This is a genomic window from Embleya sp. NPDC059237 (assembly GCF_042754105.1).
GTDB lineage: Bacteria > Actinomycetota > Actinomycetes > Streptomycetales > Streptomycetaceae > Embleya.
Genome location: NZ_JBHZAE010000007.1, coordinates 441,978 through 468,146, shown reverse-complemented (window position 1 = coordinate 468,146; position 26,169 = coordinate 441,978). Strand labels below are relative to the sequence as shown.

At 71.5% G+C, this 26,169-nt stretch carries 21 protein-coding genes; 9 read left to right on the top strand and 12 right to left on the bottom strand.

Annotated features, from left to right (window positions below; genetic code table 11):
* Window positions 1-25: 25 nt before the first annotated feature.
* The 4 genes from ACFXKZ_RS24330 to ACFXKZ_RS24315 all read right to left on the bottom strand — a co-directional run bounded on the left by ACFXKZ_RS24330 (window position 26) and on the right by ACFXKZ_RS24315 (window position 4,514).
* Window positions 26-826, bottom strand: coding sequence for an ABC transporter permease (locus ACFXKZ_RS24330; RefSeq protein WP_078977419.1), 801 nt, complete (start codon window positions 824-826; stop codon window positions 26-28).
* Entirely contained in the window at window positions 826-1,767 is a 942-nt protein-coding gene (locus tag ACFXKZ_RS24325; protein ID WP_380003060.1) for an ABC transporter permease, read from the bottom strand. The genes ACFXKZ_RS24330 and ACFXKZ_RS24325 overlap by 1 nt, the downstream gene beginning before the upstream one ends.
* A complete protein-coding gene (locus ACFXKZ_RS24320; protein ID WP_380003059.1) occupies window positions 1,764-2,915 on the bottom strand; it encodes an ABC transporter ATP-binding protein in 1,152 nt (383 codons plus the stop codon). Before ACFXKZ_RS24320 ends, ACFXKZ_RS24325 begins: the two co-directional genes overlap by 4 nt.
* 102 nt (window positions 2,916-3,017) lie before the next feature.
* Window positions 3,018-4,514, bottom strand: coding sequence for a gamma-aminobutyraldehyde dehydrogenase (locus ACFXKZ_RS24315; RefSeq protein WP_380003162.1), 1,497 nt, complete (start codon window positions 4,512-4,514; stop codon window positions 3,018-3,020).
* 365 nt (window positions 4,515-4,879) lie between these two features.
* Between ACFXKZ_RS24315 and ACFXKZ_RS24310 the strand changes: the two genes are divergently transcribed.
* Entirely contained in the window at window positions 4,880-6,493 is a 1,614-nt protein-coding gene (locus tag ACFXKZ_RS24310) for a PucR family transcriptional regulator (RefSeq protein ID WP_380003058.1), read from the top strand.
* A 7-nt stretch (window positions 6,494-6,500) separates the two neighbouring features.
* Here ACFXKZ_RS24310 and ACFXKZ_RS24305 read toward each other — a convergent pair whose 3' ends face one another.
* Complete coding sequence (locus ACFXKZ_RS24305; protein WP_380003056.1) at window positions 6,501-8,393, bottom strand: protein kinase; 1,893 nt, start codon at window positions 8,391-8,393, stop codon at window positions 6,501-6,503.
* A 215-nt stretch (window positions 8,394-8,608) separates the two neighbouring features.
* Between ACFXKZ_RS24305 and ACFXKZ_RS24300 the strand changes: the two genes are divergently transcribed.
* The gene (locus ACFXKZ_RS24300; RefSeq protein ID WP_380003055.1) at window positions 8,609-9,742 is read left to right on the top strand and encodes a hypothetical protein; all 1,134 of its coding nucleotides are present in this window, start codon (window positions 8,609-8,611) and stop codon (window positions 9,740-9,742) included.
* 159 nt (window positions 9,743-9,901) lie between these two features.
* Here ACFXKZ_RS24300 and ACFXKZ_RS24295 read toward each other — a convergent pair whose 3' ends face one another.
* Window positions 9,902-11,131, bottom strand: a complete 1,230-nt coding sequence (locus tag ACFXKZ_RS24295; protein WP_380003054.1) for a geranylgeranyl reductase family protein — start codon at window positions 11,129-11,131, stop codon at window positions 9,902-9,904.
* Between the two features lie 118 nt (window positions 11,132-11,249).
* Between ACFXKZ_RS24295 and ACFXKZ_RS24290 the strand changes: the two genes are divergently transcribed.
* Window positions 11,250-12,449, top strand: coding sequence for a cation:proton antiporter (locus ACFXKZ_RS24290; RefSeq protein ID WP_380003053.1), 1,200 nt, complete (start codon window positions 11,250-11,252; stop codon window positions 12,447-12,449).
* 73 nt (window positions 12,450-12,522) lie between these two features.
* Here the strand turns inward: ACFXKZ_RS24290 and ACFXKZ_RS24285 are convergent, their stop codons facing one another.
* Window positions 12,523-13,740: a spermidine/putrescine ABC transporter substrate-binding protein gene (locus ACFXKZ_RS24285; protein ID WP_380003052.1), complete on the bottom strand. Its 1,218-nt coding sequence runs from the start codon at window positions 13,738-13,740 to the stop codon at window positions 12,523-12,525.
* Window positions 13,741-13,932: 192 nt separating this feature from the next.
* Window positions 13,933-15,363: a gamma-aminobutyraldehyde dehydrogenase gene (locus ACFXKZ_RS24280; protein ID WP_380003051.1), complete on the bottom strand. Its 1,431-nt coding sequence runs from the start codon at window positions 15,361-15,363 to the stop codon at window positions 13,933-13,935.
* Window positions 15,364-15,567: 204 nt separating this feature from the next.
* Here ACFXKZ_RS24280 and ACFXKZ_RS24275 point away from each other — a divergent pair, with 204 nt between their 5' ends.
* The 4 genes from ACFXKZ_RS24275 (at window position 15,568) to ACFXKZ_RS24260 (ending at window position 19,644) form a co-directional block, all read left to right on the top strand.
* Window positions 15,568-16,041, top strand: a complete 474-nt coding sequence (locus ACFXKZ_RS24275) for an Lrp/AsnC family transcriptional regulator (protein ID WP_101897326.1) — start codon at window positions 15,568-15,570, stop codon at window positions 16,039-16,041.
* On the top strand, window positions 16,038-17,423 hold the full coding sequence (locus tag ACFXKZ_RS24270; protein WP_380003050.1) for an aspartate aminotransferase family protein: 1,386 nt from the start codon (window positions 16,038-16,040) through the stop codon (window positions 17,421-17,423). Before ACFXKZ_RS24275 ends, ACFXKZ_RS24270 begins: the two co-directional genes overlap by 4 nt.
* 188 nt (window positions 17,424-17,611) lie before the next feature.
* The gene (locus tag ACFXKZ_RS24265) at window positions 17,612-18,268 is read left to right on the top strand and encodes a pyridoxamine 5'-phosphate oxidase family protein (RefSeq protein WP_380003049.1); all 657 of its coding nucleotides are present in this window, start codon (window positions 17,612-17,614) and stop codon (window positions 18,266-18,268) included.
* Entirely contained in the window at window positions 18,265-19,644 is a 1,380-nt protein-coding gene (locus tag ACFXKZ_RS24260) for an NAD(P)/FAD-dependent oxidoreductase (protein ID WP_380003048.1), read from the top strand. Before ACFXKZ_RS24265 ends, ACFXKZ_RS24260 begins: the two co-directional genes overlap by 4 nt.
* Before the next feature lie 10 nt (window positions 19,645-19,654).
* On the opposite strand, the gene ACFXKZ_RS24255 is transcribed toward ACFXKZ_RS24260, so the two are convergent.
* A complete protein-coding gene (locus ACFXKZ_RS24255; RefSeq protein WP_380003047.1) occupies window positions 19,655-20,461 on the bottom strand; it encodes a tyrosine-protein phosphatase in 807 nt (268 codons plus the stop codon).
* Window positions 20,462-20,641: 180 nt separating this feature from the next.
* Here ACFXKZ_RS24255 and ACFXKZ_RS24250 point away from each other — a divergent pair, with 180 nt between their 5' ends.
* The gene (locus ACFXKZ_RS24250) at window positions 20,642-21,391 is read left to right on the top strand and encodes an ABC transporter ATP-binding protein (protein ID WP_380003046.1); all 750 of its coding nucleotides are present in this window, start codon (window positions 20,642-20,644) and stop codon (window positions 21,389-21,391) included.
* Between the two features lie 4 nt (window positions 21,392-21,395).
* Window positions 21,396-22,721, top strand: coding sequence for a hypothetical protein (locus ACFXKZ_RS24245; protein ID WP_380003044.1), 1,326 nt, complete (start codon window positions 21,396-21,398; stop codon window positions 22,719-22,721).
* Window positions 22,722-23,112: 391 nt separating this feature from the next.
* Here the strand turns inward: ACFXKZ_RS24245 and rlmN are convergent, their stop codons facing one another.
* From rlmN to frr, 3 genes are all read right to left on the bottom strand, one after another.
* Window positions 23,113-24,219, bottom strand: a complete 1,107-nt coding sequence (gene rlmN, locus ACFXKZ_RS24240; RefSeq protein ID WP_380003043.1) for a 23S rRNA (adenine(2503)-C(2))-methyltransferase RlmN — start codon at window positions 24,217-24,219, stop codon at window positions 23,113-23,115.
* A gap of 119 nt (window positions 24,220-24,338) precedes the next feature.
* The gene (locus tag ACFXKZ_RS24235; protein ID WP_380003042.1) at window positions 24,339-25,604 is read right to left on the bottom strand and encodes a phosphatidate cytidylyltransferase; all 1,266 of its coding nucleotides are present in this window, start codon (window positions 25,602-25,604) and stop codon (window positions 24,339-24,341) included.
* Window positions 25,604-26,161, bottom strand: a complete 558-nt coding sequence (gene frr, locus ACFXKZ_RS24230; RefSeq protein ID WP_380003041.1) for a ribosome recycling factor — start codon at window positions 26,159-26,161, stop codon at window positions 25,604-25,606. Before frr ends, ACFXKZ_RS24235 begins: the two co-directional genes overlap by 1 nt.
* Between the last annotated feature and the right edge of the window lie 8 nt (window positions 26,162-26,169).

Below are 26,169 nucleotides of genomic sequence, written 5' to 3'. Positions count from 1 at the left end.
AGTGTTCATCATCCAACAGGCGTGGCTAGGCGCGTTGCCTGGCCCGCCGCGACGCGCGGATCTGCCCGATCATCACGATCAGTACGGCGATCACGAACATCGCCGAGCCGATCACGTTGATCTGCGGCGGGGTGCCGCGCTGGGCCGCGCCGTACACGAACATCGGGAACGTGACCGTGTTGCCCGACGTGAAGTTGGTGATCACGAAGTCGTCGAAGCTGAGCGCGAAAGCGAGCATCGCGCCGGCTCCGATGCCGGGTGCCGCGAGCGGCAGGGTCACCCGCAGGAACACCTGGGTGGGTGACGCGTACAGGTCCTGCGCGGCCTCTTCGAGCTTGGGATCCATGCCGAGCACCCGGGCCTTGACCGCGACCACCACGAAGCTCAGGCAGAACATGATGTGCGCGATCAGGATGGTCACGAAGCCGGTGTTGATCCGCATGTTCAGGAACAGCGTGCCGAGCGAGGCGCCCATCACCACCTCGGGCATCGACATCGGCAGGAACAGCAGCGTGTTGATCGCGCCCCGGGCCCGGAACCGGTAGCGGCCGAGCGCGAAGGCGATCGCGGTACCGAGGGCGGTGGCGATCAGCGTGGACAACACCGCGATCTTCATGCTGACCTCGACCGAGTCGCAGATGCCCGCGACCCCGCACGGCTTTTCCCACGCGTCGGTGGTGAAGCCGTTCCAGGTGTAGTTGAAGCGCCCGTTCGGGTCGTTGAACGAGAACATCAGCACGACGATGTTGGGCAGCGTCATGTAGCCCAGCGCGAGCAGGCCGACCAGAACGATGACGTTGCGACGCAACCAGTTGACGACGGCCATCAGACCAGGTCCTCCGTCCCCGCCTTGCGGATGTACGCGGTCACCATCAGCACGATCAGCAACATCAGGATGAACGACAGGGCGGCGGCGGTCGGGTAGTCCAGGACCCGCAGGAACTGGGTCTGGATCACGTTGCCCGCCATGCCGGTATCCGGCGAGCCGAGCCACTGCGCGTTGACGTAGTCGCCGGAGGCCGGGATGAAGGTGAGCAGCGTGCCGGAGACCACGCCCGGCAGCGACAGCGGGAAGGTGACCTTGGCGAACGTGGTGCGCGGCGAGGCGTACAGGTCGCCGGCCGCCTCGTGCAGCCTCGGGTCGATCCGCTCCAGGCAGGCGTACAGCGGCAGCACCATGAACGGCAGGAAGTTGTAGGTCAACCCGCAGATCACCGCGAGCGGCGTGGCCAACACCCGGTCGTCCTGGGTGAGTCCGAGGAACGCCGTGACGTCGGTGAAGCGCAGCGTGTTGAGCACGTCCACGACGATCCCGTTGTCCGCGAGGATCGTCTTCCAGGCCAGGGTGCGCACCAGGAAACTGGTGAAGAACGGCGCGATCACCAGCACCAGCCACATGCCGCGCCACCGGCCCGCCTTGAACGCGATCGCGTAGGCGAGCGGGTAGCCGATCACCAGGCACATCACGGTCGCCGCGGCGGCGTAGCCGAACGAGCGCAGGAACTGCGGGTAGTACTGCTCGATCGCGTCCCAGTAGCCGGCCCAGTGCCAGGTGAGGTCGTAGCCCTTGGTCAGGTTGCCGGTCTGGAGCGAGGTGGAGCCCTGGACCACCATCGGAATGGCGAAGAACACCACGAGCCACAACAGGCCGGGGGCGAGCAGTGCGTACGGCACCCATCTGCCGCGCCGCGCCGGCTCGTTGCCCGCCTTGTCGGTGGTGTCCGCACCTCCCGTCGTGCCCGTGCCGAGGGTGCCGAGCGCGCTCACGCGGCGTCCTCGCTCGCCTCGGCGATGCCCGCGGTGAGGTCGCCCGATTCGAGCCCGAAGCCGTGCTCCGGGTTCCAGTGCAGCAGCACGCCGGCGCCGGGTATCAGGCGCCGGTCGCGCTCCATGTTCTGCTCGAAGACGGTGAATTCCTGGCCCCACGGCATCCGCACCACGTACTGGGTGGAGACGCCGATGAACGCGGCGTCCACGATCACCCCGCCGTCGAGCCGGTTGCGGCCGTCCGCGACCTTCGCGTCGGCCGCGTGCACGATGGTGATCTTCTCCGGGCGGATGCCCATCACCAGCCGGTCGCCGTCGGCGGCGGAGCGCGCGGCGGGCAGCACGAGGCGGTTGCCCTGCGCGTCGAGCAGCAGATCACCGTCGGCGCGCCCGGTCACCTTGGCCTCGACGAGGTTGGACTGCCCGAGGAAGTTGGCCACGAAGGTGGTGCGCGGCGACTCGTACAACTCGACGGGTGAGCCGAGCTGTTCGATGCGGCCGCCGTTCATCACGGCGATGGTGTCGGCCATCGTCATGGCCTCTTCCTGGTCGTGCGTGACGTGCACGAAAGTGATGCCCACGTCGGTCTGGATGCGCTTGAGTTCGAGCTGCATCTGCCGGCGCAGCTTGAGGTCCAGCGCGCCCAGCGGCTCGTCCAGGAGCAACACCTGCGGCGTGTTGATCAGCGCCCGGGCCACCGCGACCCGCTGCTGCTGGCCGCCGGAGAGTTGGGTCGGCTTGCGCTTGGCCAGGTGCCCGAGCTCGACCAGGTCGAGCATGTCCTTCACCTGCCCCGCGGTGTCCTTGACGCCGCGACGGCGCAGCCCGAAGCCGACGTTGTCGGCCACGCTCAGGTGCGGGAACAGCGCGTAGTTCTGGAACACCGTGTTGACGGGACGCTTGTACGGCGGCAGCGCCGTGACGTCGCGATCGCCGATGTGGACGGTGCCCGTCGAGGGCTGCTCCAGTCCGGCGATCATCCGCAACGTCGTGGTCTTGCCGCAGCCCGAGGCGCCGAGGAGGGCGAAGAACGATCCCGCGGGGATGGTCAGGTCCATGGGGCGGACGGCCGTGAAGTCACCGTAGTGCTTGCTCAGACCCGCCAAGGAGACATCGCCGGAGGCGCCGGCCCGCTGCTGCTCAGTCATGTTTCCTCTCGCCGCCCGGGACGGGTGAAGGCCCGTCCGCCGGCCACACGAGACGGCCGGGAGCTCTCGCTCTCGGCCGCCGATCCGGAAGGTGGGGGGTGTCTACCGAGCTCCGAAGATGGTCCGGTGCCAGTCCTTGCGGGCGATGCCCGTGCCGTCGTACATGACGTGCTTGACCTGGGTGTACTCGTCGAAGGAGTACTGCGACATGTCCTTGCCGAAGCCGGAGGCCTTGTAGCCGCCGTGCGGCATGTCGCTGATGATCGGGATGTGGTCGTTGACCCACACGCAGCCGGCCTGGATCTCCCGGGTGGCGCGCAGCGAGCGGAAGATGTCGCGGGTCCACGCGGACGCGGCCAGGCCGTACGGGGTGTCGTTGGCGAGCCGGATGCCCTCGTCGTCGCTGTCGAACGGCAGCACCACCAGGACCGGGCCGAAGATCTCGTCCTGCACGATCTCGCTGTCCTGGGCGACCCCGGTGACCAGCGTCGGCCGGTAGAAGGCGCCCTTGGCCAGGTCGCCGCCGGGGATCTCGCCGCCGGTGACGATGGTGGCGCCGTAGCCGCGGGCCCGCTCGACGAAGCCGGCCACCGACTCCTGCTGGCGGCGCGAGACGAGCGGGCCGAGGTCGGTCGCGGGGTCCGTCGTGTCGCCCAGGCGCACCCCCTCGTACAGCTCCGCGACCCCGGCGACGAACGCGTCGAAGAGTGGGCGCTGGACGTAGGCGCGGGTGGCGGCGGTGCAGTCCTGGCCGGAGTTGATCAGGGACGCGGCGACCGCGCCGTTGATCGCGGCGTCGAGGTCGGCGTCGTCGAAGACCACGAACGGGGCCTTGCCGCCCAGTTCGAGGTGCAGCCGCTTGACCGTGCGCAGGGCCACCTCGCCGACCCGCTTGCCCACCCCGGTGGAGCCGGTGAAGGAGACCATCGACACGTCGGCGTGGCCCATCAGGTATTCGCCGACGGTCCGTCCCTTGCCGGTGACCACGTTGACCACGCCGTCGGGGATGCCCGCGTCGGTGCATGCCCGGGCGAACATCAGCGAGGTGAGCGGGGTGATCTCGGCCGGCTTGAGCACGATGGTGTTGCCCGCGGCGATCGCCGGGAGGATCTTCCAGGCGGCCATCTGCAGCGGGTAGTTCCACGGCGCGATCGAGCCGACCACGCCGATCGCCTCGCGGCGCACCATGGAGGTGGAGCCGGCCGCGTACTCCCCGGCCGCCTTGCCCTCCAGGTTGCGCGCGGCGCCCGCGAAGAACGCGGTGTTGTCGATCGTGCCCGGTACGTCGAACTCGGTGGTCAGCCGGATCGGCTTGCCCGCCTGCGCGCTCTCCACCCGGGCGAAGTCCTCGGCCCGCTCCTCGAGCAGCGCGGCCAACGTGTTCAGCGCGCCGGCCCGCTCTCCCGGGGTGGCGCCCGACCACTGCGGGAAGGCGCCCTTGGCGGCGGCGACGGCCGCGTCCACGTCCGAGGGGTCCGCGAGGGTCAGCGTCTCGACCGTGTCGCCGGTGGCGGGGTTCACGACGTCGAACGTCTCCCCGGACGAGCCCTGCCGCAGTTGTCCCCCGACGTACTGATGACCGTTGCCGAAGTCCTGCATAGGCATGGGAGCCCTCCAAGGGAATTTCGATGAGCCGACGGGGCGTCGCGGGTGGTGGTTATGCGCGTGAGCCGCGTCAGCGTAGGACGATGCCGTTTCGACACGGGGTGCCGCAACAGGCACATCGACAGGTAGGGGGCCATGGCCTTTACAGGTCGTGAATCCTCGGGACGAACCCCGGGGCGAGAGGTCGAAGCCCCCGACGACCTGTCACCATGGAAGCACCGCCTGCCGAGCCGTTTACAGCTTGCTCACGGTTTGCTCGCGGGTCTCCTTCTCTCAGGATCCCTCGGGTTCCCCTCGCCTTCCCCTCGGGAACCGACCGCCCCGCGGTCGGGTCGTAGTCAGCACGCGGAGGTTGTCGAATGTTCCCCACCGTTTCCGACGTACTGGCCCTCGATATCGTCCGGCGTGGCCGCCCGCAGGTGGTGGCGGGCGAGCGTGGCCTGGCCCGTCCGGTGCGCTGGGTGCACATCAGCGAATTGCCCGACGTGACGCGCCTGCTCAAGGGGGGCGAGTTGGTGATGGCCACCGGCATCGCGCTCCCGGAGGAGCGTGAGGGGTTGCAGCGCTACATCCGCGATCTGGCCGAGGTGGACGCCGCCGGGCTCGTGCTCGAACTGGGCCGGCGCTACACCGAACAACTGCCGCGCGCACTGGTCGCCGCGGCCGAACAGGCCGGCCTGCCGGTGATCACGCTGCGCAACGAGACCCGGTTCATCGGCATCACCGAGGCCGTGCACGCGCTGATCATCGACGCCCAGTTGGCCGAGTTGCAGGCGTCCGAGGCGGTACACCAGGCGTTCAACGAGCTGGCCGTGGAGGGCGCCGAGCCCGCCGAGGTGGTCCGCCAGGCGTCCCGGATGGCCGGGCGGCCGGTGATCCTGGAGAACCTGGCGCACCAGGTGCTCGCCTACGACGCGGCGGGGATGGCGGCCGAGACGCTGCTGGAGAACTGGGAGGACCGCTCCCGGCAGCTGCGGCTGTCCAGCCGCACCGCCTTCGACGAGCGCACCGGGTGGCTGGTGACCACGGTGGGCGCCCGGGGGCACGACTGGGGCCGGCTGGTACTGGTGGGCGACGGCGCCCCGCCGCCGGCGCAGCAGACCATGCTCCTGGAGCGGGCCGCCTCCACGCTGGCGCTGAACCGGCTGGTGGTGCGCGACCGGGAGAGCCTGGAGCGGCAGACCCACCGCACGCTGCTGTCCGGGATCCTGACCCACTCGTACACGGTGGCCGAGGTGACCCTGCGCGCCCGTGCCCTGGGCATCCCGCTGGAGGGCCGGCGTCTGGTCGGGGTGGTGCTGCGACTGCGGCGCAACAGCACCCCCGCCGCGCTGGAATCCCAGGCGCGGCTGCGCGACTTCACCGAGATCGCCGCCGCCGCGGTGCGCGAGCGCCGGTTGGCCGCGCTGGTCGGCGGGCTCGACGACGACAACGTCGGGCTGCTCGTCGCGCTCGCCTCGCAGGACACCGAGGACGGCGCGCTGGAGGGCTTCTCCGCCGCGATCCGCCGGCTCGCGCCGGACCTCGCGGACGACATCGTGGTCGCGGTGGGCTCCTCGGTGGGCGCGGCGCGCGACGCGCGGCGCTCGCTCCTGGAGGCGACCCAGGTCGCCGACGCCGCGCTGCACCAAGGCGGCAAGGCCGCGTTCTACCGGCTGCCCGACGTGCGGCTTCGCGGTCTGCTGCACCTACTGCGCGACGACGCGCGGCTGCAGACCTACGTCGAGCGGGAACTCGGGCCGCTGCTGGCCTACGACGCGCAGCAGGGCACCCAGTTGGTCCCGATGCTCCGGATCTATCTGGAGCACGGGCGCAACAAGTCCGCCGCAGCGGATGCCGCGCACCTGTCCCGGCCGTCCTTCTACGAGCGCCTGCACCGGATCGAGCGGGTGCTCGGCGTGGACCTGGACCAGGTGGAGAGTTGCCTGTCGTTGCACGTGGCGCTGCTCGGTCTGGAGGCGCTCCGGCGCTGACCGCGGCTCAGGCGGCCGGCCGGGTGCCGGCGAGGGTGAAGTCGTTCATCGCGAGCGCGTGCAGGATCGAGTCGCGCGGCCACAGCTGCTCGGTGCCGAACACGTCGACCTCGACGTAGATCCCGTCGATGATCACCGACGCCAACATCGCGTGCCGGGCAATACCGGACTCGGTCCAGGTGTATTCCCAGACCACGCCTTTCCGGCCGTGAATGGCACGCGACTCGAAGGTCACTTTCCGATAGTCGCGAAATACCCGGGCCGCGTTCTGTTCGTCGTCGCGCCACTGTTCCAGCAGGTCGCTGGTCTGCTGGAAGGCGGTCCGCCCGGTCAACACGGTCGGGCCGGCCGGGTCGGTGTAGATCACGCTCTGGTTCTGCTCCTTGCGGGTCCAGCCCTGCGGGACCTGCCAGGCGAAGGTGCTCTCGTCGACCCGGCGCACCGGGATCGGCGCGCCTCCCGGCGGCGCGGTGGGATACGCGGCCAGGCCGGCGAGCGGATCGGCGGCCGGTCGCGAGCCGGACCCGGTGACCGTCGGCGGGTTCGGCCGGGACGACGCCCCGCCCGCGTCGCCGCCCCGGCCGCCGGCGCGGGCGAGCAGCACCGCTGCCACGATCGCGCCCGCGACGAGGAAGGTGACGATCGGGAGCAGGACCGCCAACAACCGACGACGCGAACGGCCTGGCCGCCGGCCGCGGGAGGGCAGCGGGAAGGTCGGCGGATCCCCGCCCCCCGGCAAACCGCCGGGTCGGCGTCCGGGCAGCGGCGCGGCGGGCACCCGGGGCAGCGGGTCGAACGATCCGGCGTCGTCGGGGGCGGGCCGCGCGGTGGGCAGCAGGTCGCGCAGCGGCGGTTGCCGGTGCGAGGAGGGCACCAGCGTCACGTCCGGGTCGGTCGTGTCGGGGTCGCCTCCGTGCGGGTCCGTCCGGTGCGGGTCCGTCGCGGACGAGTCGGTCGGGTGCGGGACGGTCACGGCCGGCTCCCCCGCCTCCACCGCCCCGGGCGCCGACGTCCACCCGAGCAGGGTGGGCCGGATCGGCCGGGTCGGATCGCCCGCGCGCCGGCGGCCCTCGGCGGCGACCACCGCGCTCAGCCGCGCCTCCACCTCGGCGCTGTTCGGGCGCAGCGTCGGATCGCGCCGGAACAGGTCGCGGACCAGTGGCTCCAGCGGCCCGATCTCCTCCGGCACCTCGGGCTCGGCGATCACGATCGCGTGCATCGTGGCCACCGGGGTGGCCCGTCGGAACGGCGAGGCGCCGGTGACCGCCGCGCACAGCGTGACGCCCAGCGACCACAGGTCCGAGGCCGGTCCCGGGTGTTCGCTCTCGATCCGCTCCGGCGCCATGAACTCGGGCGAGCCCAGGATCGCGCCGGTCCCGGTCAGTCCGCTCACGCCCTCCAGGGCGGCGATGCCGAAGTCGGTGAGCACCGCGTGCCCGTCCCGCTCGATCAGGACGTTGCCCGGCTTGACGTCGCGGTGGATCACCCCGTGTGCGTGTACGACGCCGAGCGCGCGGGCGATCTGTACCGCCATCGCCGCGGCGGCGTGCGGGGTGAGCGGCCCGTCCTCGGCGAGGATCGTATCCAGCGAGCGGGCGTCGAGCAGTTCCATGACGATCCACAACCGGTCGTCGTCCTCGACGTAGTCGTAGACCCGCACCACGTTGGGGTGGTTGATCCGGGCGGTCGCCTGGGCCTCGCGCAGACTTCGCTCGCGGAAGGACTGCGACGCGTTGCGCCCCCAGCCCGTGCTGATCACCTTCGCCGCCACGGGTCGGTCGAGCAGGCGGTCGCGGGCCCGCCACACGGTGCCCATTCCGCCGCTGCCGAGCACGCTCACCAGCTCGTAGCGGGCTCCGACCACGAAGCCCGTCCCACCGTCACCAGGCGCGCCCGACATCGGCTTTCCCCCAGGTTCGCCGCTTTTCAAGATCAGACTATTTCAGCTTTACCAGGGTTATCCCCCAAAAGCCGTCCTAAAGCTTAGGACGGACATGGTAGAACGAATCGTCACGCATAGCGGGAGGGGGATACCGCATGTTCCTACGGAGAAAACTTCGATCAGAAAATGTCAAGCGAGCCGCACTGATCATTTCTGTTCCGATCGGAATAGGAATGATTCTGAACGCGGGCCTGGCCGTCGCGGATACCGACGCGAGCGGGTCGGTACCGCGAGGCGGCGGCGAGGGGCACACGCATACCCGACCCCCGACCGGCGAGAGCACCAGGCCGCCGGTCACCACCAAGCCGCCGGTGAGCACGAAGCCGGCCACGACGTCGCCACCGGGCACCCACCGGCCGACCACCGAGCCGCCCACCACCCGGCCGCCGAGCAGCACCGGGCCGCCGACCACGACACCACCGACCACCGGGCGGCCCAGCACCACGTCGTCGTCCACCCGGCCGTCGACCACGCCACCACCGGCCACGCGGTTCGAGGTGGCGACCGCCCTCCAGATCACCTTCGATGCCCGGGGTCGGGGCACGATCTGGTTCACCGTCACCAACGACACCGACAAGGCCCAGCCCGCCCGGGACGTGTACGCCTACAGCACGGGGCAGTTGCGAATCACCTCGGTGGGCGGCTGCTCCGCCGCACCCGCGCTGCGGGATCCGGGCCCGGCGTGGGTGACCACGTTCAAGTGCTCACCGGGCTCGCTCCGGCCGCACGAGACCAAGCGCTGGACGGCGTCGGTGGAATACCCGCCCGCCGTGGCCGGGTCGCCGCGCGCGGCCCGCGCGGAGGTACGGCTCCCGCTCGCGCCGGAGACCGACATCTCCACGTTCTGCGCCCTGGTGGTACCCGAGGGCGCCACGGACACCTCGGTGATCCTGGGTCGGGCCGGACCGCTGACCCTGGTCGGCCGGGCCGACAACAACGACCCGTCGTTCATCGGCTACACCGTCGACACACCCCTGCCGAGCTTCCCGGGCGGGACCTCCGGCGGAGGCACGTCGGGCAGCGGGACATCCGGTGGCGGCACGAGCGGCGGCGGATCCACCGGTGGCGGGAGCACCGGCGCCGGCAGCACGGGTGGTGGAAGCACCGGCGGAGCCACGGGCGGCACCTCCACCGGTGGCGCCGACCAAACGCCGCCGAGCACCCTGCCCAAGACCGGACCCGACGACGACACCCTGTCGCTCGCGGGCGGCGCGGTCGGCCTGCTGCTCGTCGGCAACGCGCTGTTCCAGGGCGCGCGGCTGCGCCGGATCCACTCCGCCGAGGACGAGGAGCCGGAGCAGGACTGACCCGAAGCCCGACCCGGCCCACGGCGACACCGCAGCACTCCGGCACCGCAGCACCCGGGCCGGCGGCACACCCCACGAACACGGCCCCGGGCCCGCGCACCGCGGACCCGGGGCCGCGCCCGGTCCCACCCCGCCGATCGACGACCGGCGGACCTTCGATCAGTGGCCGGTCAGCGCCAACACCCGCCGGGCGGCGGGCCGTTCGAGCAGGTCGGCGAACGTGGTGCGCCCCTGGACCACCTTGCGGAACACCCGCCAGCCCTGCGGCAGCGTGGTCACCGCGTGGTGCAACATCGCCGGGTGCCGCTCGAAGACGTCGAGCAGGATGCGCCCGGCGCGCATCTCGCGCCCGAGCACCGCGTCCACGTCGGCGTGGTAGTCCGCGCCGATCTTGTCCACCTCGGCGACGGTGTCGACCCCGGCCACCTGCGCGGCCCGCTCCCCCGCCAACCGGCCCGAGCGCAGCGCGTACGAGATGCCCTCGCGCGTCCACGGTTCGAGCAGCCCGGCCGCGTCCCCGGCGACCAGCACTCGGCCGCGCGACAGCGGCGCGCTCTCCTTGCGGCACCGGGTCAGATGGCCCGACTCCACCGCCGGCCGGAACCCGGCCAGACCCAGCCGGCCGATGAAGTCGCGCAGGTAGGCACGGGTGGCCTCACCCTCGCCGCGCGCGCAGATCACCCCGACGGTCAACGTGTCGCCCTTGGGGAACACCCACCCGTACGAGCCCGGCAGCGGGCCCCAGTCGAGCAGGATCCGCCCCCGCCAGTGCGCGGCGACCTCCGGCGGCACCGGGATCTCCGCCTCCAGGCCCAGATCGACCTGCTCGAAGGTGACCCCGACGTAGGCCGAGCTGCGCCCCGCGCTGCCGTCCGCGCCGACCACCGCGTTCGCGCGCACCGTCTCGCCGCCCGCGAGGGTCAACTCCACCAGGCCGTCGTGCTCGACGATCCGGGAGACCGCCGTGCCCTCGCGCAGCACCGCGCCCGCGGCCACCGCCGCCCGGGTCAGCGCCTCGTCGAAGCGGGCCCGGTCGACCAGTCCGATCAGCGTGGTCCGGGCCGAGCGGACCCGGCGGCGGCGTCCGCGCAGGGTGAACTCGACCTCGCGCACCAGGTCTTCCACCGGCGGCTCGAAGCCCGGCGGGAGGGCGTTCTTGGACGGGCCGATGATGCCGCCGCCACACGTCTTGTAGCGCGGGAGTTCGGCCCGGTCGAGGACCAGCACGCGGCGTCCGGCGCGCGCCGCGGCCAGCGCCGCCGACGCGCCGGCGGGGCCCGCGCCGATCACCACGACGTCCCAACCCGAGGGCTCACCGGGATCGTCGGCGGGGTCGGCGGGCGTTGCGACGGCGGGCACGGCGGTGGCCTCTGAGGAGCTGCTAGTCATGGAAATCGACCCTAGTGCCCCGACGCCGTGCCCCCGTCCGGGCGGCTCCCGCCCGCACGTGCGACCCCCGCCCGCGCGTCTGCCCGAATCGCCGGCGAATGCGCCTTATGCTCCGCCGGTGCCCCACGACAGCGCGCCGTTCCTGATCGTCCTGGCCCTGGCCTTCGTCGCGCCGCCGGCGGCCGATCTGCTCGGGCGACGGATCCCGGTACCCACCGTCGTGCTCGAACTCCTGCTCGGCGTACTGGCCGGACCGTCCGTCCTGGACTGGGTACACGAAACGACCGTGCTCTCCTTCACCGCCAACTTCGGGCTGGCCTTCCTGATGTTCCTGGCCGGCTTCGAGATCGACCCGTCCCGGCTCAACGGGCGGCCGTTGCGCCTGGCCACGCTGGGCTGGGTGGTGTCCCTGGTGCTCGGCCTGGTGGTCGGGCTGCTCCTGGTGTGGTCCGGTTCGACCATGTCGCGCCTGGTGGTCGGCCTGGCCCTGACCACCACCGCGCTCGGCACGCTGTTGCCGATCCTGCGCGACGCGGGGGCGCTGCCCACCCGGTTCGGCGCGCAGGTGATGGCGATCGGCACCCTCGGCGAGTTCGGTCCGATCGTCGCCGTCTCGCTGCTGCTGAGCGGGCGCAACGCGGACGCCTCGGCGGTCGCGCTGGCCTGCTTCGCCGCGGTGACGCTGGTGGTGCTGGCGTTCGCGCGCCGGCCGCTGCCCTCGGCGCTGGACCGGGTGGTCCGGGCCACCCTGCACTCCAGCGGCCAACTCGCCATCCGACTGGCCGTGTTGGTCCTGGCCGCGCTGGTCTGGGCGGCGGACGAACTCGGCCTCGACGCGCTGCTCGGCGCGTTCGCGGCCGGCCTGATCATCCGGCTGCTGCTGTCCGACATGCCGGCGGAGATCCGCGAGACGGTGGCGGCCAAGCTGGACGCGATCGGATTCGGGATGTTCATCCCGGTGTTCTTCGTGATCAGCGGCGTGCGCTTCGACGGCCGGGCGCTGTTCGCGGACCTGGGGACGGTGGCCCTGCTCCCGCTGTTCCTCGCGCTGTTCCTGCTGGTCCGCGGCGTGCCGACCTACCTGGTGGAGCGCGGTTCCCCGGTCGCGGTACGCCTGGGCCTGGCCCTGTTCGCCTCGGCCGGCCTGCCGCTGATCGTGGTGATCACCGGGATCGGCGTGGAGGAGGGCGAGTTGCGGGCGGGCACCGCGGCCGCGATGGTCGGCGCCGGCATGGTCTCGGTGCTGGTGTTCCCGCTGCTCGGTCTGCGCGCCTACCGCAGGGCCCGGACCGCCGACCCGGCCATGGCGGAGCGCTGAGCGCGGCACCGCGAACCGAGGCCCGCGGACCGCCCGACAGGCACCGACCGCCCGCGCGGCCCCGGCCGCCGGCTCACAGGCCGATGATCTTCCCCCACGCCTTCTCCCAGCGCCGTTCCTCGTCCTCGGTGGTCTCCCGCATCCCGTGCAGCTTCGCGGTCATCTCCGCGTCCGGGAAGATCAGCGGGTTGGTCGCCGACGCGCGCATCTCCTGGTCCGGCGACTCGGCCAGCACCTGCTGCGCGGCCGGCACCGGACACACGTACGCCACGTAGTGCGCCAGCTCCGCGGCGATCTCGGGGTCGTAGTAGAAGTCCATCAGCTTCTCGGCGTTGGTCTTGTGCGCGGCCTTGTTCGGCACCATCAGGTTCTCCGACCACAGCTCGGCACCCTCCTCGGGCACCACGAACTCGATGTCGGGGTTGTCCAGCTTGAGCTGACCCACGTCGCCGGAATACGCCTGGCAGGCCAGGATGTCGCCACTGGCCAGGCCCGAGGTGTAGTCGTTGCCGGTGAAGCTGCGGATGTGGTCCTTGTCCACCAGCTTCTGCATCCGCTCCATCACCTTGTCCACGTCCGCGTCGGTGAAGGTACGGATGTCCGAGCCCTCGCCGAGCATCAGCAGCGCGACCGCCTCCATGAAGCCGGCGAACACGGTGACCCGGCCCTTGAGTTCGGGCCGCCACAGGTCGTTCACCGACCGGATCTCGCGGTCCACCAGTTTCTTGTTGTACGCGATGCCGGTCATCCCGCTCTGCCACGGCACGGTGTATTCGCGCCCCGGGTCGTAGCCGGGGCTGCGCAACGATTCGGCGAGGTTGGCGCCCACGCGCGGCAGGTTGGCCTTGTTCAGCTTCTGCACCCAGCCGAGCCGGACGAAGCGGGTGCACATCCAGTCGGAGATGACGATGGCGTCGCGCCCCGGCTCCTTGCCCGCCTGGATGGCCGGGTGGATCTTGCCGAAGAACTCGTCGTTGTCGTTGATCTCCTCCGAGTACCGGACCTTGATCCCGGTCCTGTCGGTGAACGCGTCGAGCGTGGGGTGGCGCTGTTCGTCCTCGTCGTCGACGTCGATGTACAGCGCCCAGTTGGAGAAGCGGACCACCTTCTCGCGCTCCGACCGGTCCGTTCCGCCGCGCTTGGACTCCTCGACATACGCCGAGGGCACACCGCACGCGGCCAGCGCGCCCACAGCCGCGGCCGCGCCGGTGCCGCGCAGGAACATCCGCCGGTCCACCCGGTGTCCGGCGATCCGCGGCGGGGACTGGGCGCGCGTGCGGGCGCGGATCATCGGCGACTCCTTGGCGGTACGGAACGGGGCCTGCTCCCTGGGCGCGGGGACGCGCCGGGCGTACGGACGGCCCACCGCATCGTGGCCGGGTCCCGCCCCGGACGGCAACACGCACCCTGTCAACCCTCGCGAAGCGGAGTTGACAGGGTGCGTGCGGGTGGCGCCGGGGTGCCGCTCACGCGGCGGGGCGGATCAGGCGTCGTAGTTGGTCATCACGTGCTTGATCCGGGTGTAGTCCTCGAAGCCGTAGCCGGAGAGGTCCTTGCCGTAGCCGGAGTGCTTGAAGCCGCCGTGCGGCATCTCGGCGACCAGCGGGATGTGCGTGTTGATCCACACGCAGCCGAAGTCGAGCCGCTTGGCCATCCGCATCGCCCGGCCGTGGTCCTTGGTCCACACCGAGGAGGCGAGCGCGTACTGCACGCCGTTGGCGTTGGCCAACGCCTCGGCCTCGTCCTCGAACGCCTGGACGGTGATCACCGGGCCGAAGACCTCGTTCTGGATGATCTCGTCGTCCTGCTTCAGTCCGGAGACCACGGTCGGCGCGTAGAAGAAGCCCTTGTCGCCGACCCGGTGCCCGCCGGCCTCGACCTTGGCGTGTCCGGGCAGGCGGTCGATGAAGCCGGAGACCTGGGCGAGCTGGTTGACGTTGTTGACCGGGCCGTAGTCGGCGTCGTCCTGCGGGCCGGTGGAGGTGGCCTTCGCGGCGGCGGCCAGCGCGGCGACGAACTCCTCGCGGATCGAGGAGTGCACGAGCACCCGGGTGGCGGCGGTGCAGTCCTGGCCCGCGTTGAAGAAACCGGCCCCCGCGATGCCCTCGGCCGCGGCGGCGATGTCGGCGTCCTCGAAGACCACGACCGGCGCCTTGCCGCCGAGTTCGAGGTGCACCCGCTTGAGGTCCTTGGACGCGCTCTCCGCGACCGACATGCCGGCCCGTACCGAACCGGTGATCGAGGCCATCGCCGGGGTCTTGTGCTCGACCATCAGCCGACCGGTGTCGCGGTCGCCGCAGATCACGTTGAACACGCCGGCCGGCAGGATCTCGCCGATGATCTCGGCGAGCAGCACGGTGGACGCCGGAGTGGTGTCGGACGGCTTGAGCACCACGGTGTTGCCCGCGGCGAGGGCCGGCGCGAACTTCCACACCGCCATCATCATCGGGTAGTTCCACGGCGCCACCTGGGCGCAGACACCGACCGGCTCCCGCCGCACCATGGAGGTGTGCCCCGCCATGTACTCGCCGGCCGACTTGCCCTCCAGCATGCGCGCGGCACCCGCGAAGAAGCGGATCTGGTCCACCATCGGCGGGATCTCCTCGGACGCGGTCAGCGCCCGGGGCTTGCCGGTGTTGCGACACTCGGCGTCGATCAACTCGTCGGCGCGCTTCTCGACCGCGTCGGCGATCTTGAGCAGAGCGAGCTGGCGCTCCGCGGGCGTGGTCTCGCTCCAGCTCTCGAACGCCGTGGCCGCCGCGCGCATCGCCGCGTCGACGTCCCGCTCGCGAGAGAGCGGGGACGTCGCGTAGACCTCGCCGGTGGCGGGATCGACGATGTCGAGCGTGCCGCCGTCCGCGGCGTCGGTGAACGTGCCGTCGATGTAGTTGCGCAGAGTACGCAGGTCGCTCATGTCCCAAGTCTCCTTCGAAAACGGGGCGGCGCCGGCAGGACGGCGAGGGGGTCGATTCCCGACCTGGGCCGCGATCCCAGCCTAACCGGATTGCTGTCGGTATCCGCATCCCCATCACGCACCAACAACTGAATCAGTTGTCTGACTGAGCAATGTCAACGGATTCCCTTGCGAAAGGCCCATCTGATGAGGCAGAGTGACCACATGGCCGGTCGAGACAGAAACCCGAGCGCGCCGGCCGACGCCGTGTCGAAGGCGATCATCGAGCAGCTCCAGGAGGACGGACGCCGCTCGTACGCCGCAATCGGCAAGGCCGTCGGTCTCTCGGAGGCCGCCGTGCGCCAGCGCGTACAGCGCCTGCTCGACCAGGGCGTGATGCAGATCGTCGCGGTGACCGATCCGCTGACCGTCGGCTTCCATCGCCAGGCCATGGTCGGGGTTCGGGTCGAAGGCGACATCGAACCCGTTGCGGACATACTGGCCACGATGAAGGAAGTGGACTACGTCGTCATCACGGCGGGTTCGTTCGACCTCATCGTGGAACTCGTATGCGAGAACGACGACCACCTGCTCGACATCATCAACAAGAGGATCCGAGCGATTCCGGGCGTACGGAGCACCGAGAGCTTCGTCTACCTGAAGCTCCGGAAGCAGACCTACCAGTGGGGTACTCGATGACACAGCAGTACGACAACGCGGCCCTCTCCAAGAGCGCCTACGACCACCTGTGGATGCACTTCACCCGCATGTCGTCGTACGAGAACGCTCCCGTGCCGACCATCGTGCGCGGTGAAGGCAGCTACATCTGGGACACCAACGGTCGCAAGTACATCGACGGCCTCGCCGGCCTGTTCGTGGTACAGGCCGGACACGGCCGCACCGAGCTGGCCGAGGTCGCCCGCAAGCAGGCCGAGCAGCTGGCCTTCTTCCCGGTGTGGAGCTACGCCCACCCCAAGGCCATCGAGCTGGCCGAGCGTCTGGCGAACTACGCCCCGGGCGACCTGAACAAGGTCTTCTTCACCACCGGTGGCGGCGAGGCCGTCGAGTCCGCGTGGAAGCTGGCCAAGCACTACTTCAAGCTGACCGGCAAGCCGACCAAGCACAAGGTCATCTCGCGGGCGATCGCCTACCACGGCACCCCGCAGGGCGCGCTGTCGATCACCGGCCTGCCGGACTACAAGGCGCCGTACGAGCCGCTGGTGCCGAGCACCTTCCGGGTGCCCAACACCAACCAGTACCGCAAGCCGGAGTTCCTCGCCGACAACTCCCCCGAGGCGTTCGGCCGCTGGGCCGCCGACCAGATCGAGGTGGCGATCCTCAACGAGGGCCCCGACACCGTCGCCGCGGTCTTCCTGGAGCCGGTGCAAAACGCCGGTGGCTGCTTCCCGCCGCCACCCGGCTACTTCCAGCGTGTGCGCGAGATCTGCGACCAGTACGACGTGCTGCTCGTCTCGGACGAGGTCATCTGCGCGTTCGGTCGGCTCGGCACCATGTTCGCGTGCGACAAGTTCGACTACGTGCCGGACATCATCACCTGCGCCAAGGGCATGACCTCGGGCTACTCCCCGATCGGCGCGATGATCGTCTCGGACCGCATCGCCGAGCCGTTCTACAACGGCAGCGACAACGTCTTCATGCACGGCTACACCTTCGGCGGGCACCCGGTGTCCTCCGCCGTGGCGCTGGCCAACCTCGACATCTTCGAGCGCGAGGGCCTGAACCAGCACGTGCTGGACAACGAAGCCAAGTTCCTGGCCACCCTGCAAAAGCTCCAGGACCTGCCGATCGTCGGCGACGTGCGCGGCAACGGGTACTTCTACGGCATCGAGATGGTCAAGGACAAGGGCACCAAGGAGACGTTCAACGAGGACGAGGCCGAGCGCCTGCTCCGCGGCTTCCTGTCCACCGCGCTCTACGACAACGGCCTGTACTGCCGCGCCGACGACCGCGGCGACCCGGTCATCCAGCTCTCCCCGCCGCTGGTCGCGGACCAGGGTGTGTTCGACGAGATCGAGCAGATCCTGCGCGGAGTGCTGACCGAGGCCTGGACCAAGCTGTAACACACGCCGTCGACTCGACGCCCGACTCGACGGTGGGCACCGGCATTTCGACGAACCCTCAGTGAGGCTGCCGCCGTCGCGCACACACCCGTGCGCGACGGCGGCAGACTCATATCCGGCGCCGAATCCCCCGAAACACCTCGAACCACCGGCACCATCGGCACCACCGACATCCCCGAAGAGGCCCGATGAGTCACCCCGTTCCCGGCTCCACCCCCCGAACTCGCATACGCCGCCTGCCCGATCACGCCGCCCGGGACCGGGCCGCGCTGCACGCCGTGCTCGACGCCGGCCTGGTCGGCCACCTCGCCATCACCGGCGAGGACGGTCAGCCGTTCGTCCTGCCCGTCGCCTACGCCCGGGACGGCGAGCGGGTGTTGATCCACGGCTCGACCGGCAGCCGACTCTTCCGCGGCCTGGCCGCCGGCGCGCCGACCTGCCTGACCGTGACCCTGCTCGACGGCCTGGTGCTGGCCCGATCCGCCTTCGAGTCGTCGATGAACTACCGCAGCGCGATGGTGCTCGGCTCGTGCACGGTGCTCCCGGACGTTGAGAAGGTCACCGCCCTGGACCTGCTCACCGACCGGCTGCTCCCCGGCCGCCGCGGCGACCTGCGCCCGCACTCGACCAAGGAACTGGCCGCGACGCTCGTCCTCGCGCTGTCCCTGGACGAGACATCGGTAAAGATCTCGGCCGGACCGCCCGACGACGACGAGGCCGACCTCGACGCGCCGATCTGGGCCGGCACGGTCCCGATCACCGAGCACTTCGGCACCCCCGTGCCCGCCCCCGACCTGCGCTTCGACCTCCCCGCGCCGGACTACCTGAGGACGTGGACCCGATGACGGGCGACTACCGCGACGTGTCCCTGTGGTTCGACACCCTCGGCGAGGACGTCACCGCGCGCCCCGCGCTCGCGGGCGACCTGGACGTCGACGTGGCGATCGTCGGCGCCGGCTACACCGGCCTGTGGACGGCGTACTACCTGGCCCGGGCCGACCCCTCGCTGCGGATCGTGGTGCTGGAGCGCGAGGTCGCCGGCTTCGGCGCGTCCGGCCGCAACGGCGGCTGGTGCTCGGCGCTGTTCCCCGCGTCCATCGCCAAGGTGGCCCGCGACAGCACCCGGGAACGCGCGATCGCCCAGCAGCGGGCGATGAACGCGACCGTCGACGAGGTCGGCCGGGTGGTCGCCGCCGAGGGCATCGACTGCGACTTCGACAAGGGCGGCACGGTCGTGCTCGCCCGCACCCCGGTACAGCTGGCCCGCGCGCGCGAGGCGGTCGCCGGGGAACACGCGTGGGGCTTCGACACCTCCGACGCCCGGCTGCTCGACGCCGCCGAGGCACGCGCGATGGTCGGCGCCACCGACGTGCTCGGCGGCACCTACACCCCGCACTGCGCGGTGCTCCACCCCGCCAAGCTGGCCCGCGGCCTGGCCGTGACGGTGGCCGGCCTCGGCGTGCGCATCCACGAGCGGACCCCCGTGCTCTCGATCGAGGACGGCGTCGCCGTCACCCCGCACGGCCGGGTCCGCGCCGACGTGGTGGTCCGCGCCACCGAGGGCTACACCCCCGAACTGGCCGGCTTCCACCGCGACCTCGCGCCGGTCTACTCGCTGATGATCGCCACCGAGCCGCTGCCGAAGGCCTTCTGGGACGAGGTGGGCCTGGCCCGCCGGGAGAGCTTCAGCGACATGCGGCACCTGATCATCTACGGCCAGCGCACCGCCGACGACCGCCTGGCCTTCGGCGGACGCGGCGCCCCGTACCACTTCGGCTCCAAGGTGCGGCCCGAGTTCGACCGCGACGAAAAGGTCTTCGCCGAACTGCGCCGGGTGATCACCGAGTTGTTCCCGGCCGTCGCCGACGCGCGGATCACCCACACCTGGGGCGGCCCGCTGGGCGTGGCCCGCGACTGGTACGCGAGCTGCGGCCTGGACCGCGCCCGCAAACTGGCCTGGGCCGGCGGCTACGTCGGCGACGGCGTGGGCACCGCCAACCTCGCCGGCCGCACCCTGGCCGACCTGATCCGCGACGAGTACACCGACCTGACCCGGCTGCCCTGGGTCCGCCACCGCTCGCCCCGGTGGGAGCCGGAGCCGCTGCGCTGGATCGGCACCAACGTGGGCCTGCGGGTGATGGCGGGCGCCGACGTCGAGGAGCGGCGCACCGGGCGCGAGTCGCGCCTGGCGCACGCGTTCGGCCGGTTCCTCGGTCACTGAGCCGGACCGGTCACCCCGTCCCCCCTCGGATGGTGCGGCGCCAGGACTCCAGGTGGTCCGGCGCCGCACCCGCCTTGAGCAGGAACTCCGCCGCCGAGCCGTGCCGCTCCTCCAGCACCCGCAGGAAGGTGTCGATGGACGCCCGCGCCGCACCGCGCATCGCGGGCGCGACCGGATGCGACGGGTCGATCCGGGGCTGGCGCGGCAATCGGTCGATACGTTCGAACATCTCCACGAGATGCGTCTCGGTCTCGGTGTAGTCGGCGATGATCGCCTCGCGCTCGACCCCGGCGACCGACAGGAGCAGGGCGACCAGGATCCCGGTCCGGTCCTTGCCGGCGGTGCAGTGCACCAGCGCCGGCACCCCGCCGTCGCCGGCCAGGATCTCCAGCGAGCGTACGTAGGACTCGGCGCCGCGCTCCGCCATCCGCATGTAGAGCAGCCCGGCCCCGAACTCGTCCACGCTGCCCAGGTCGATGTCGTCGTCCAACTCCAGGCCCTGGGTCTGCCCGGCCGACACGTCACCGATCGCGGCCCGGTCGGCGGCCAGCGCGGAGCGGCGACCCAGCAGCGGCAGCCGGTGCCGGACCACGCCCGCCCACTCGGTCGGGGGCAACCCCTCGTGGTCCGAACGCAGATCGAGCACGTGCCGCACGCGATAGGTGTGGATCAATCGGTCGACCCCCTCGGGGGTGAGCAGATCCGGGGTCTCGGACCGCATCAGTACCCCCGTTCGAGTGACACCGCCGCCGATCAGCGGTAGGTCGCCGACGTCGCGGGCATTGAGCAGATCTGGAAGATCGAGTCGGCGGTTCATGTGCACCCCGTTCGGAACGCGTTCGAGACACCTGTTCGCCTCATCATGATGTGTGCGAACTCCCGCCGCCGACAGGGCTCCCCGACCGAGGGGGTTTGTCGCCCGTGCCGAAACCACGTGCCGCGACGCTCGTTGGAGGAGAACGGGTGGCAACGAACGTAACTCTGCGGGAGGTGTGCCATGTCCCTGTCGTCCCGCGAGACCAGACCCGCCGACCGGCGCGCCGTCGCCGACGCGCCGAGCGCCCCACCCGACAACGACGTGCTGCGCGCTCACGGACTGACCCTCACCCAGGGGTCGCGCACGCTGCTGCGCGACGTCTCGGCCGCGGTCCGCGCCGACGAGACGTTCGCAATCACCGGGCCTGACGGCGCCGGCAAGTCGGCGCTCCTCGCGTGCCTGTCCGGCGTGGTCGCCCCCGACACCGGCGAGGTCTGGTTCAACAGCGGCCCGATGCACGTGCTCGACGAGAAGGGCCGCATCGCGCTGCGGCGCCGGCACTTCGGCCTGGTCGACGGCCGCACCCGGCTGCTGCCGGAGTTGACCGTCGCGGAGAACGTGGCGCTGCCGCTGCTGCTGGATCGCATGCGCCGCACCGAGGCGTTCGCGATCGCCCGGCACTGGATGGATCGGCTCGACGTCACCGAGCACGCCGAGTCCCGGCCGCCGGGCCTGGGACCGGCGCTGCTGCGTCGGGCGGCGGTCGCCCGCGCGCTGGTCACCCGACCGGCGGTGGTCTTCGCGGACGAGCCGGCGCACGGCCTGGCCGGCGCCGAACTCGACCATCTGATGCGGATCCTGGTCTCCGCCGTGCGCTCGCACGGGATCACCCTCGTGTTGGCCACCGCCGATCGGCGGGTGGCCGCGCACGCGGACCGCGGCCTGGTCCTGCGCGAGGGTCGTCGCGACCCGCGCGCGGAGGGGTGGTAGGCCGATGTCCGAGGCCGACGCACGGGTCATGCGCGACGCGTGGCACGGCGCGTCCCGGGTCGACGCGGTGCGGGTGCTGGCCGGCGCGGCGCTGGCGGGCAGTGCCACGATCGTGCTGCTGTGCCTGCTGGCCTGGGCCCGCCCGAGCGGGCGCGCGGCACCGGCGCCGACCGGTCCGCTGCTCGCGGCGCTGCCGGTGCTGGCCGCCGTGGCGGTGCTGACCGCGGTCGGCACCCGGCTCGCGGTCCTGCACTGGCACGACCGGGCCGATCGGGCCCGGCACGCGCACGCCGAGGTCACCGAGGGGCCGCCGGTCCCAGGGCACGGGACCGGGCCTGGAACGGGGCCCGGAACGGGCCGGGCGACGGTGGCGACCGAGGCGGCGATCACGGCCATGGTCGGCACGATCGCCGGGATGCAGGCACACCTGGTGCTGCGCTCGGTGCGGGATTCGCTCCCGCCCGCGGTTCGCCGACTGCTCGCGGTGGGCGCCGAGGTGCACTGGCCGGGCCTGGCGGCGCTGCTCGTGGTGGTGCCCACGATCACGGCGATCGCGGCGGCGAGCGCGGTGCCGGGGCCGTCGGCCCGGTCGTTGCCCCGGGTGCCGCCGTACGTCGGGCCGCTCCTGGTGCTCGCCGGGCTGCTCGCGCAGTACTTGATCGCCGACCCGGCCCGTCCGGAACAGTTGCCGCACGGCGCGCTGCCGGCGGCGGTGGGCGGATACGCCGCGGTGCTGATCGGGGCCGCGCTGACCGTGCCGTGGTTGGTGGCCCGGCTCGGCGGCGGCTGGGCGGCCCGGGCCGGTCGGGTCTGGACGTTGTGCGCGGCCCGGCGGATGGAGGCCGCCGCGCACGGCCTGGCGCTGCCGCTCGGACTGACCACGATCGCGCTGGCGGTGGTCACCACCGCTCGGCTCGCGGGCGAGCGCACGCCGGTTCGGATGGCCGACGCGCCGCTGTTCCTGACGGTGGCCACCGTCTCGCTGTGCGCGGCGGCGATGTTGTTCGCGGTGGTGGTCGAGTACGGCCCGGCCCGCCGGGAGACCTCACGGACCCTGCACTCGATCGGCGCGGCCACGCCGACGGATCGCCGCGCGGCCCTGGTCGCCCTCGCCGTCCCGGTTCTGGTCTGCGTGCCGACGGCGATCACCGTCGGCGCACTGGCGGCCTGGCCCGCGCACGAGGGCGCCAATCCGTTCCCGACGGTCTCCACCCGCACCGCGCTGCTCGGCACGGTCTGGGCGGTCGGCCTGCTGGTGGCCGCGCTGATCGCGGCGGCGGCGGTGATCCTGCGCGACGAACGACCCCGGCGGCGCCGCCGCCGGGCCTGAGCCCCGGCCATCGGAAAACGCTCGGATGCGGGAGACCCTCGGACATGCGAAAACACTCCGAGCCCGGCGCGGCGTCCCCTTCCGCGACGGGCTCGAAGTGCTTCTCGTCTCGGGGGCCACGCGACCCCGAGCCGTGCGCCGGATCGTGTCCCTTCGACCGGCGGCTTGGGCGTGCCACCGTCGGATCATTCGAACGGGGGGATCAAAGGATCCGACGGCCTGGCACTGAGATCAGTCTGCCCTGTGCGGCCTAAGGATCCGATAAGGATTCGTTACCCGTTCTATATCGCCGCGCCGCGCACCCGTGACCTGCACCGATTGTCCCGCTTGCCGGCTGTGTCCCCGGCGATCGGCGGGCCGGCGTGGGCCGCCCGCCGATCGCGCCGCGGAATCAGACCTCGGCGGCGGCGAGTTGCCCGCACGCACCGTCGATGTCGCGACCCCGGGTGTCCCGGACGGTGACCGGCACGCCGTGCTTGGTCAGCAGCCGGACGAACTCCTCCTGGCGCTCGGCCGTGGAGGCGGTCCACTTCGAGCCCGGGGTGGGGTTGAGCGGGATCAGGTTGACGTGCGCGTTGTGGTTCTTCAGCCGACGCCCGAGCAGGTCGGCTCGCCAGCCGTGGTCGTTGATGTCCTTGATCAGCGCGTACTCGATGGAGACCCGGCGACCGGTGACGCCCTCGTAGTGCCAGGCGGCGTCCAGCACCTCGCGCACGTCCCAGCGGGTGTTGACCGGGACGAGCGTGTTGCGCAGCTCGTCGTCCGGCGCGTGCAGGGACAGGGCGAGGGTGACCGGGATCCGCTCCTCGGCGAGCTTGTACATCGCCGGGACCAGGCCGACCGTGGACATGGTCACCGAGCGGGCGGAGATGCCCAGGCCCTCGGGGCTCGGGTCGACCAGCCGGCGCACCGCGCCGACCACGGCCTTGTAGTTGGCCAGCGGCTCGCCCATCCCCATGAAGACGATGTTGCTGACCCGGCCCGGACCGCCGGGCACCTCGCCGCGCGCGAGGGCCCGCGCGCCGGCGAGCACCTGCTCGACGATCTCGCCGGTGGACAGGTTGCGGGTCAGGCCCGCCTGGCCGGTGGCGCAGAACGGACAGTTCATCCCGCAGCCCGCCTGCGAGGACACGCACATCGTGACCCGGTCGGGGTAGCGCATCAGGACGGCCTCGACGAGGGTGCCGTCGAAGAGCTTCCACAACGACTTGCGGGTGGCCCCGTCGTCGCAGGAGATGTCCCGTACGGAGGTCATCAGCGAGGGCAGCAGCGCCTCGGCGAGCCTGGCCCGGGTCGCGGCGGGCATGTCGGTCCACTGCTCGGGGTCGTCCGAGAGGTGACCGAAGTAGTGCTTGGACAGTTGGGCCGCGCGAAACGGCTTCTCGCCCAGCTCGGCCACCGCCTCGCGGCGCTCGGCGAGGGTGAGGTCGGCAAGGTGGCGCGGCGGCTTCGAACGACGCGGCGGCGCGGTGAAGGTGAGTTCTCCAGGTTTGGGCATGGCTCGTCCAGTGTCGCAGGTGTACGGGCGGGGCCGGATCCGACGGGTTCCGAAGACCCGCCCGGCCCCGCTCCGTGCGTCTGCCGGGCCTGTCCGGAAAGGGCCGGATCAGGTCCGGGTCATACGAATACGGCGAGCAGCAGCCACACCACCGGGGCGGCGGCGAGCAGCGAGTCGAGGCGGTCCATCACGCCGCCGTGACCGGGCAGCAGACTGCCCATGTCCTTGACCTTGAGGTCGCGCTTGATCATCGACTCGGCGAGGTCGCCGAGCGCGGACACCGCCGCGGCCGCGACGCCCACCACGGCGCCCTGCCACCACGCGCCGTCCAGCATGGACACCACGCACAGCGCGCCCGCGGCGGCGGCCAGGATCACGCCGCCGGCGAAGCCCTCCCAGCTCTTGCCGGGACTGATCGTGGGCGCCATCTTGTGCCGGCCGCCGGAGATCACCCCGGCCGCGTAGGCGCCGGTGTCGGCGCACACCACCAGGATGATGAAGGTCAGCACCCGCTTCGCGCCGTCGTCGTCGCCCAGCATGAGCACCGCGAAGCCGGCCAGGAACGGCAGGTAGAAGACGGTGAACACACCCGCCGTCATGTCCCGCAGGAAGTCCTCGGGGCCCTCGGTCATCCGCCAGATCATCACCGCCACGGCGGTCAGCGCGGTCGCCACGGCCAACCCCTGCGCACCGCGCGCGTAGGCGGCGATCAACATCGCCGCCGAGCCGACCGCCAGCGGGATCACCGGAATCTTGATACCGCGCCCGACGGTGGCGCCCTGCGCGGTCCGCCCGGCCGCGTCGGCGACCGCCTCGGCCCGGCCGAAAGCGCCCGCCAGTTCCCACAGTCCGACCAGGACCGCGAGCAGCACGACGCCCACGAACAACACCTGGACGGTGAGCAGCGAGGCCACGATCACCCCGCCGAGGGCGGCGCCGACGCCGATCGCCTGAGGCAGGTTGCGTCCGGCCTTGCCGACCGGTTTCGCGGGTCGGTCCCCGGTCACCCCGCGGCCCTCGCGTGGCACCTCGGCGTACGCCGGATCCCGTCGAACGGGCTCCTCGTGGAACCGCCCGCCCGCGTCGGATTGCGACCCGTCGTCCGGGTCGTGACCCGCGATCGGTGAGAGCACCTGCGTATGGTCATCCTGTGTCCGTACCCCGACGCCGGCGGGAAAGTGCTGCTGCGCACGAGTGGCGCCGCCGCCGTGGCCGCCGGACCGTGCCGCATCGTAGTGGGCCGGTTCCTGACCGTTCGGCGCGTCCGGGACCTGCTCCGGCCACGCGCCGTACGACCCGTACGGGTCGTGGCCGGGCGGCAGATCGGGGTGCGCTCCCGCGGGCGGATCGGCCGGCGGCGTACCGCCCCAGGTCGAGTCGTTCATCAGACTTCGAGCAGCTCGGCTTCCTTGTGCTTGAGCAACTCGTCGATCTGCGCGACGTACTTGTGGGTCGTGTCGTCGAGTTCCTTCTCGGCGCGACGCACCTCGTCCTCGCCGGACTCGCCGTCCTTGACCCGCTTGTCGAGCGTGTCCTTGGCCTTGCGGCGGATCGACCGCAGCGAGATCTTCGCGTCCTCGCCCTTGCTCCGCGCCACCTTGATGAACTCCTTGCGGCGTTCCTCGGTGAGCTGCGGGAAGACGACCCGGATGACCTTGCCGTCATCCGTCGGGTTGACCCCGAGGTCGGAGTCGCGGATCGCCTTGACGATCGCGTTCCTCGAACCGCCGTCGAACGGGGTCACCAGGACCATCCGCGGCTCGGGGGTGGTGAACGACGCGAGCTGGTTCACCGGGGTCGGCGAGCCGTAGTAGTCCACGAGGATCTTGTTGAACATGGCCGGGGTGGCCCGGCCCGTGCGGATCGCCGCGAAGTCGTCCTTGGCGACCACGACGGCCTTCTCCATCTTTTCCTCGGCCTCGAGGAGAATCTCGTCGATCATGTCGGCTC

Coding starts and splice junctions, on each gene's coding strand:
- ACFXKZ_RS24330 (WP_078977419.1), bottom strand. CDS start 826: ATGGCCGTCGTCAACTGGTTGCGTCGCAACGTCATCGTTCTGGTCGGC.
- ACFXKZ_RS24320 (WP_380003059.1), bottom strand. CDS start 2,915: ATGACTGAGCAGCAGCGGGCCGGCGCCTCCGGCGATGTCTCCTTGGCG.
- ACFXKZ_RS24315 (WP_380003162.1), bottom strand. CDS start 4,514: ATGCAGGACTTCGGCAACGGTCATCAGTACGTCGGGGGACAACTGCGG.
- ACFXKZ_RS24310 (WP_380003058.1), top strand. CDS start 4,880: ATGTTCCCCACCGTTTCCGACGTACTGGCCCTCGATATCGTCCGGCGT.
- ACFXKZ_RS24305 (WP_380003056.1), bottom strand. CDS start 8,393: ATGTCGGGCGCGCCTGGTGACGGTGGGACGGGCTTCGTGGTCGGAGCC.
- ACFXKZ_RS24300 (WP_380003055.1), top strand. CDS start 8,609: ATGATTCTGAACGCGGGCCTGGCCGTCGCGGATACCGACGCGAGCGGG.
- ACFXKZ_RS24295 (WP_380003054.1), bottom strand. CDS start 11,131: ATGACTAGCAGCTCCTCAGAGGCCACCGCCGTGCCCGCCGTCGCAACG.
- ACFXKZ_RS24285 (WP_380003052.1), bottom strand. CDS start 13,740: ATGATCCGCGCCCGCACGCGCGCCCAGTCCCCGCCGCGGATCGCCGGA.
- ACFXKZ_RS24280 (WP_380003051.1), bottom strand. CDS start 15,363: ATGAGCGACCTGCGTACTCTGCGCAACTACATCGACGGCACGTTCACC.
- ACFXKZ_RS24275 (WP_101897326.1), top strand. CDS start 15,568: ATGGCCGGTCGAGACAGAAACCCGAGCGCGCCGGCCGACGCCGTGTCG.
- ACFXKZ_RS24270 (WP_380003050.1), top strand. CDS start 16,038: ATGACACAGCAGTACGACAACGCGGCCCTCTCCAAGAGCGCCTACGAC.
- ACFXKZ_RS24265 (WP_380003049.1), top strand. CDS start 17,612: ATGAGTCACCCCGTTCCCGGCTCCACCCCCCGAACTCGCATACGCCGC.
- ACFXKZ_RS24260 (WP_380003048.1), top strand. CDS start 18,265: ATGACGGGCGACTACCGCGACGTGTCCCTGTGGTTCGACACCCTCGGC.
- ACFXKZ_RS24255 (WP_380003047.1), bottom strand. CDS start 20,461: ATGAACCGCCGACTCGATCTTCCAGATCTGCTCAATGCCCGCGACGTC.
- ACFXKZ_RS24250 (WP_380003046.1), top strand. CDS start 20,642: ATGTCCCTGTCGTCCCGCGAGACCAGACCCGCCGACCGGCGCGCCGTC.
- ACFXKZ_RS24245 (WP_380003044.1), top strand. CDS start 21,396: ATGTCCGAGGCCGACGCACGGGTCATGCGCGACGCGTGGCACGGCGCG.
- rlmN (WP_380003043.1), bottom strand. CDS start 24,219: ATGCCCAAACCTGGAGAACTCACCTTCACCGCGCCGCCGCGTCGTTCG.
- ACFXKZ_RS24235 (WP_380003042.1), bottom strand. CDS start 25,604: ATGAACGACTCGACCTGGGGCGGTACGCCGCCGGCCGATCCGCCCGCG.
- frr (WP_380003041.1), bottom strand. CDS start 26,161: ATGATCGACGAGATTCTCCTCGAGGCCGAGGAAAAGATGGAGAAGGCC.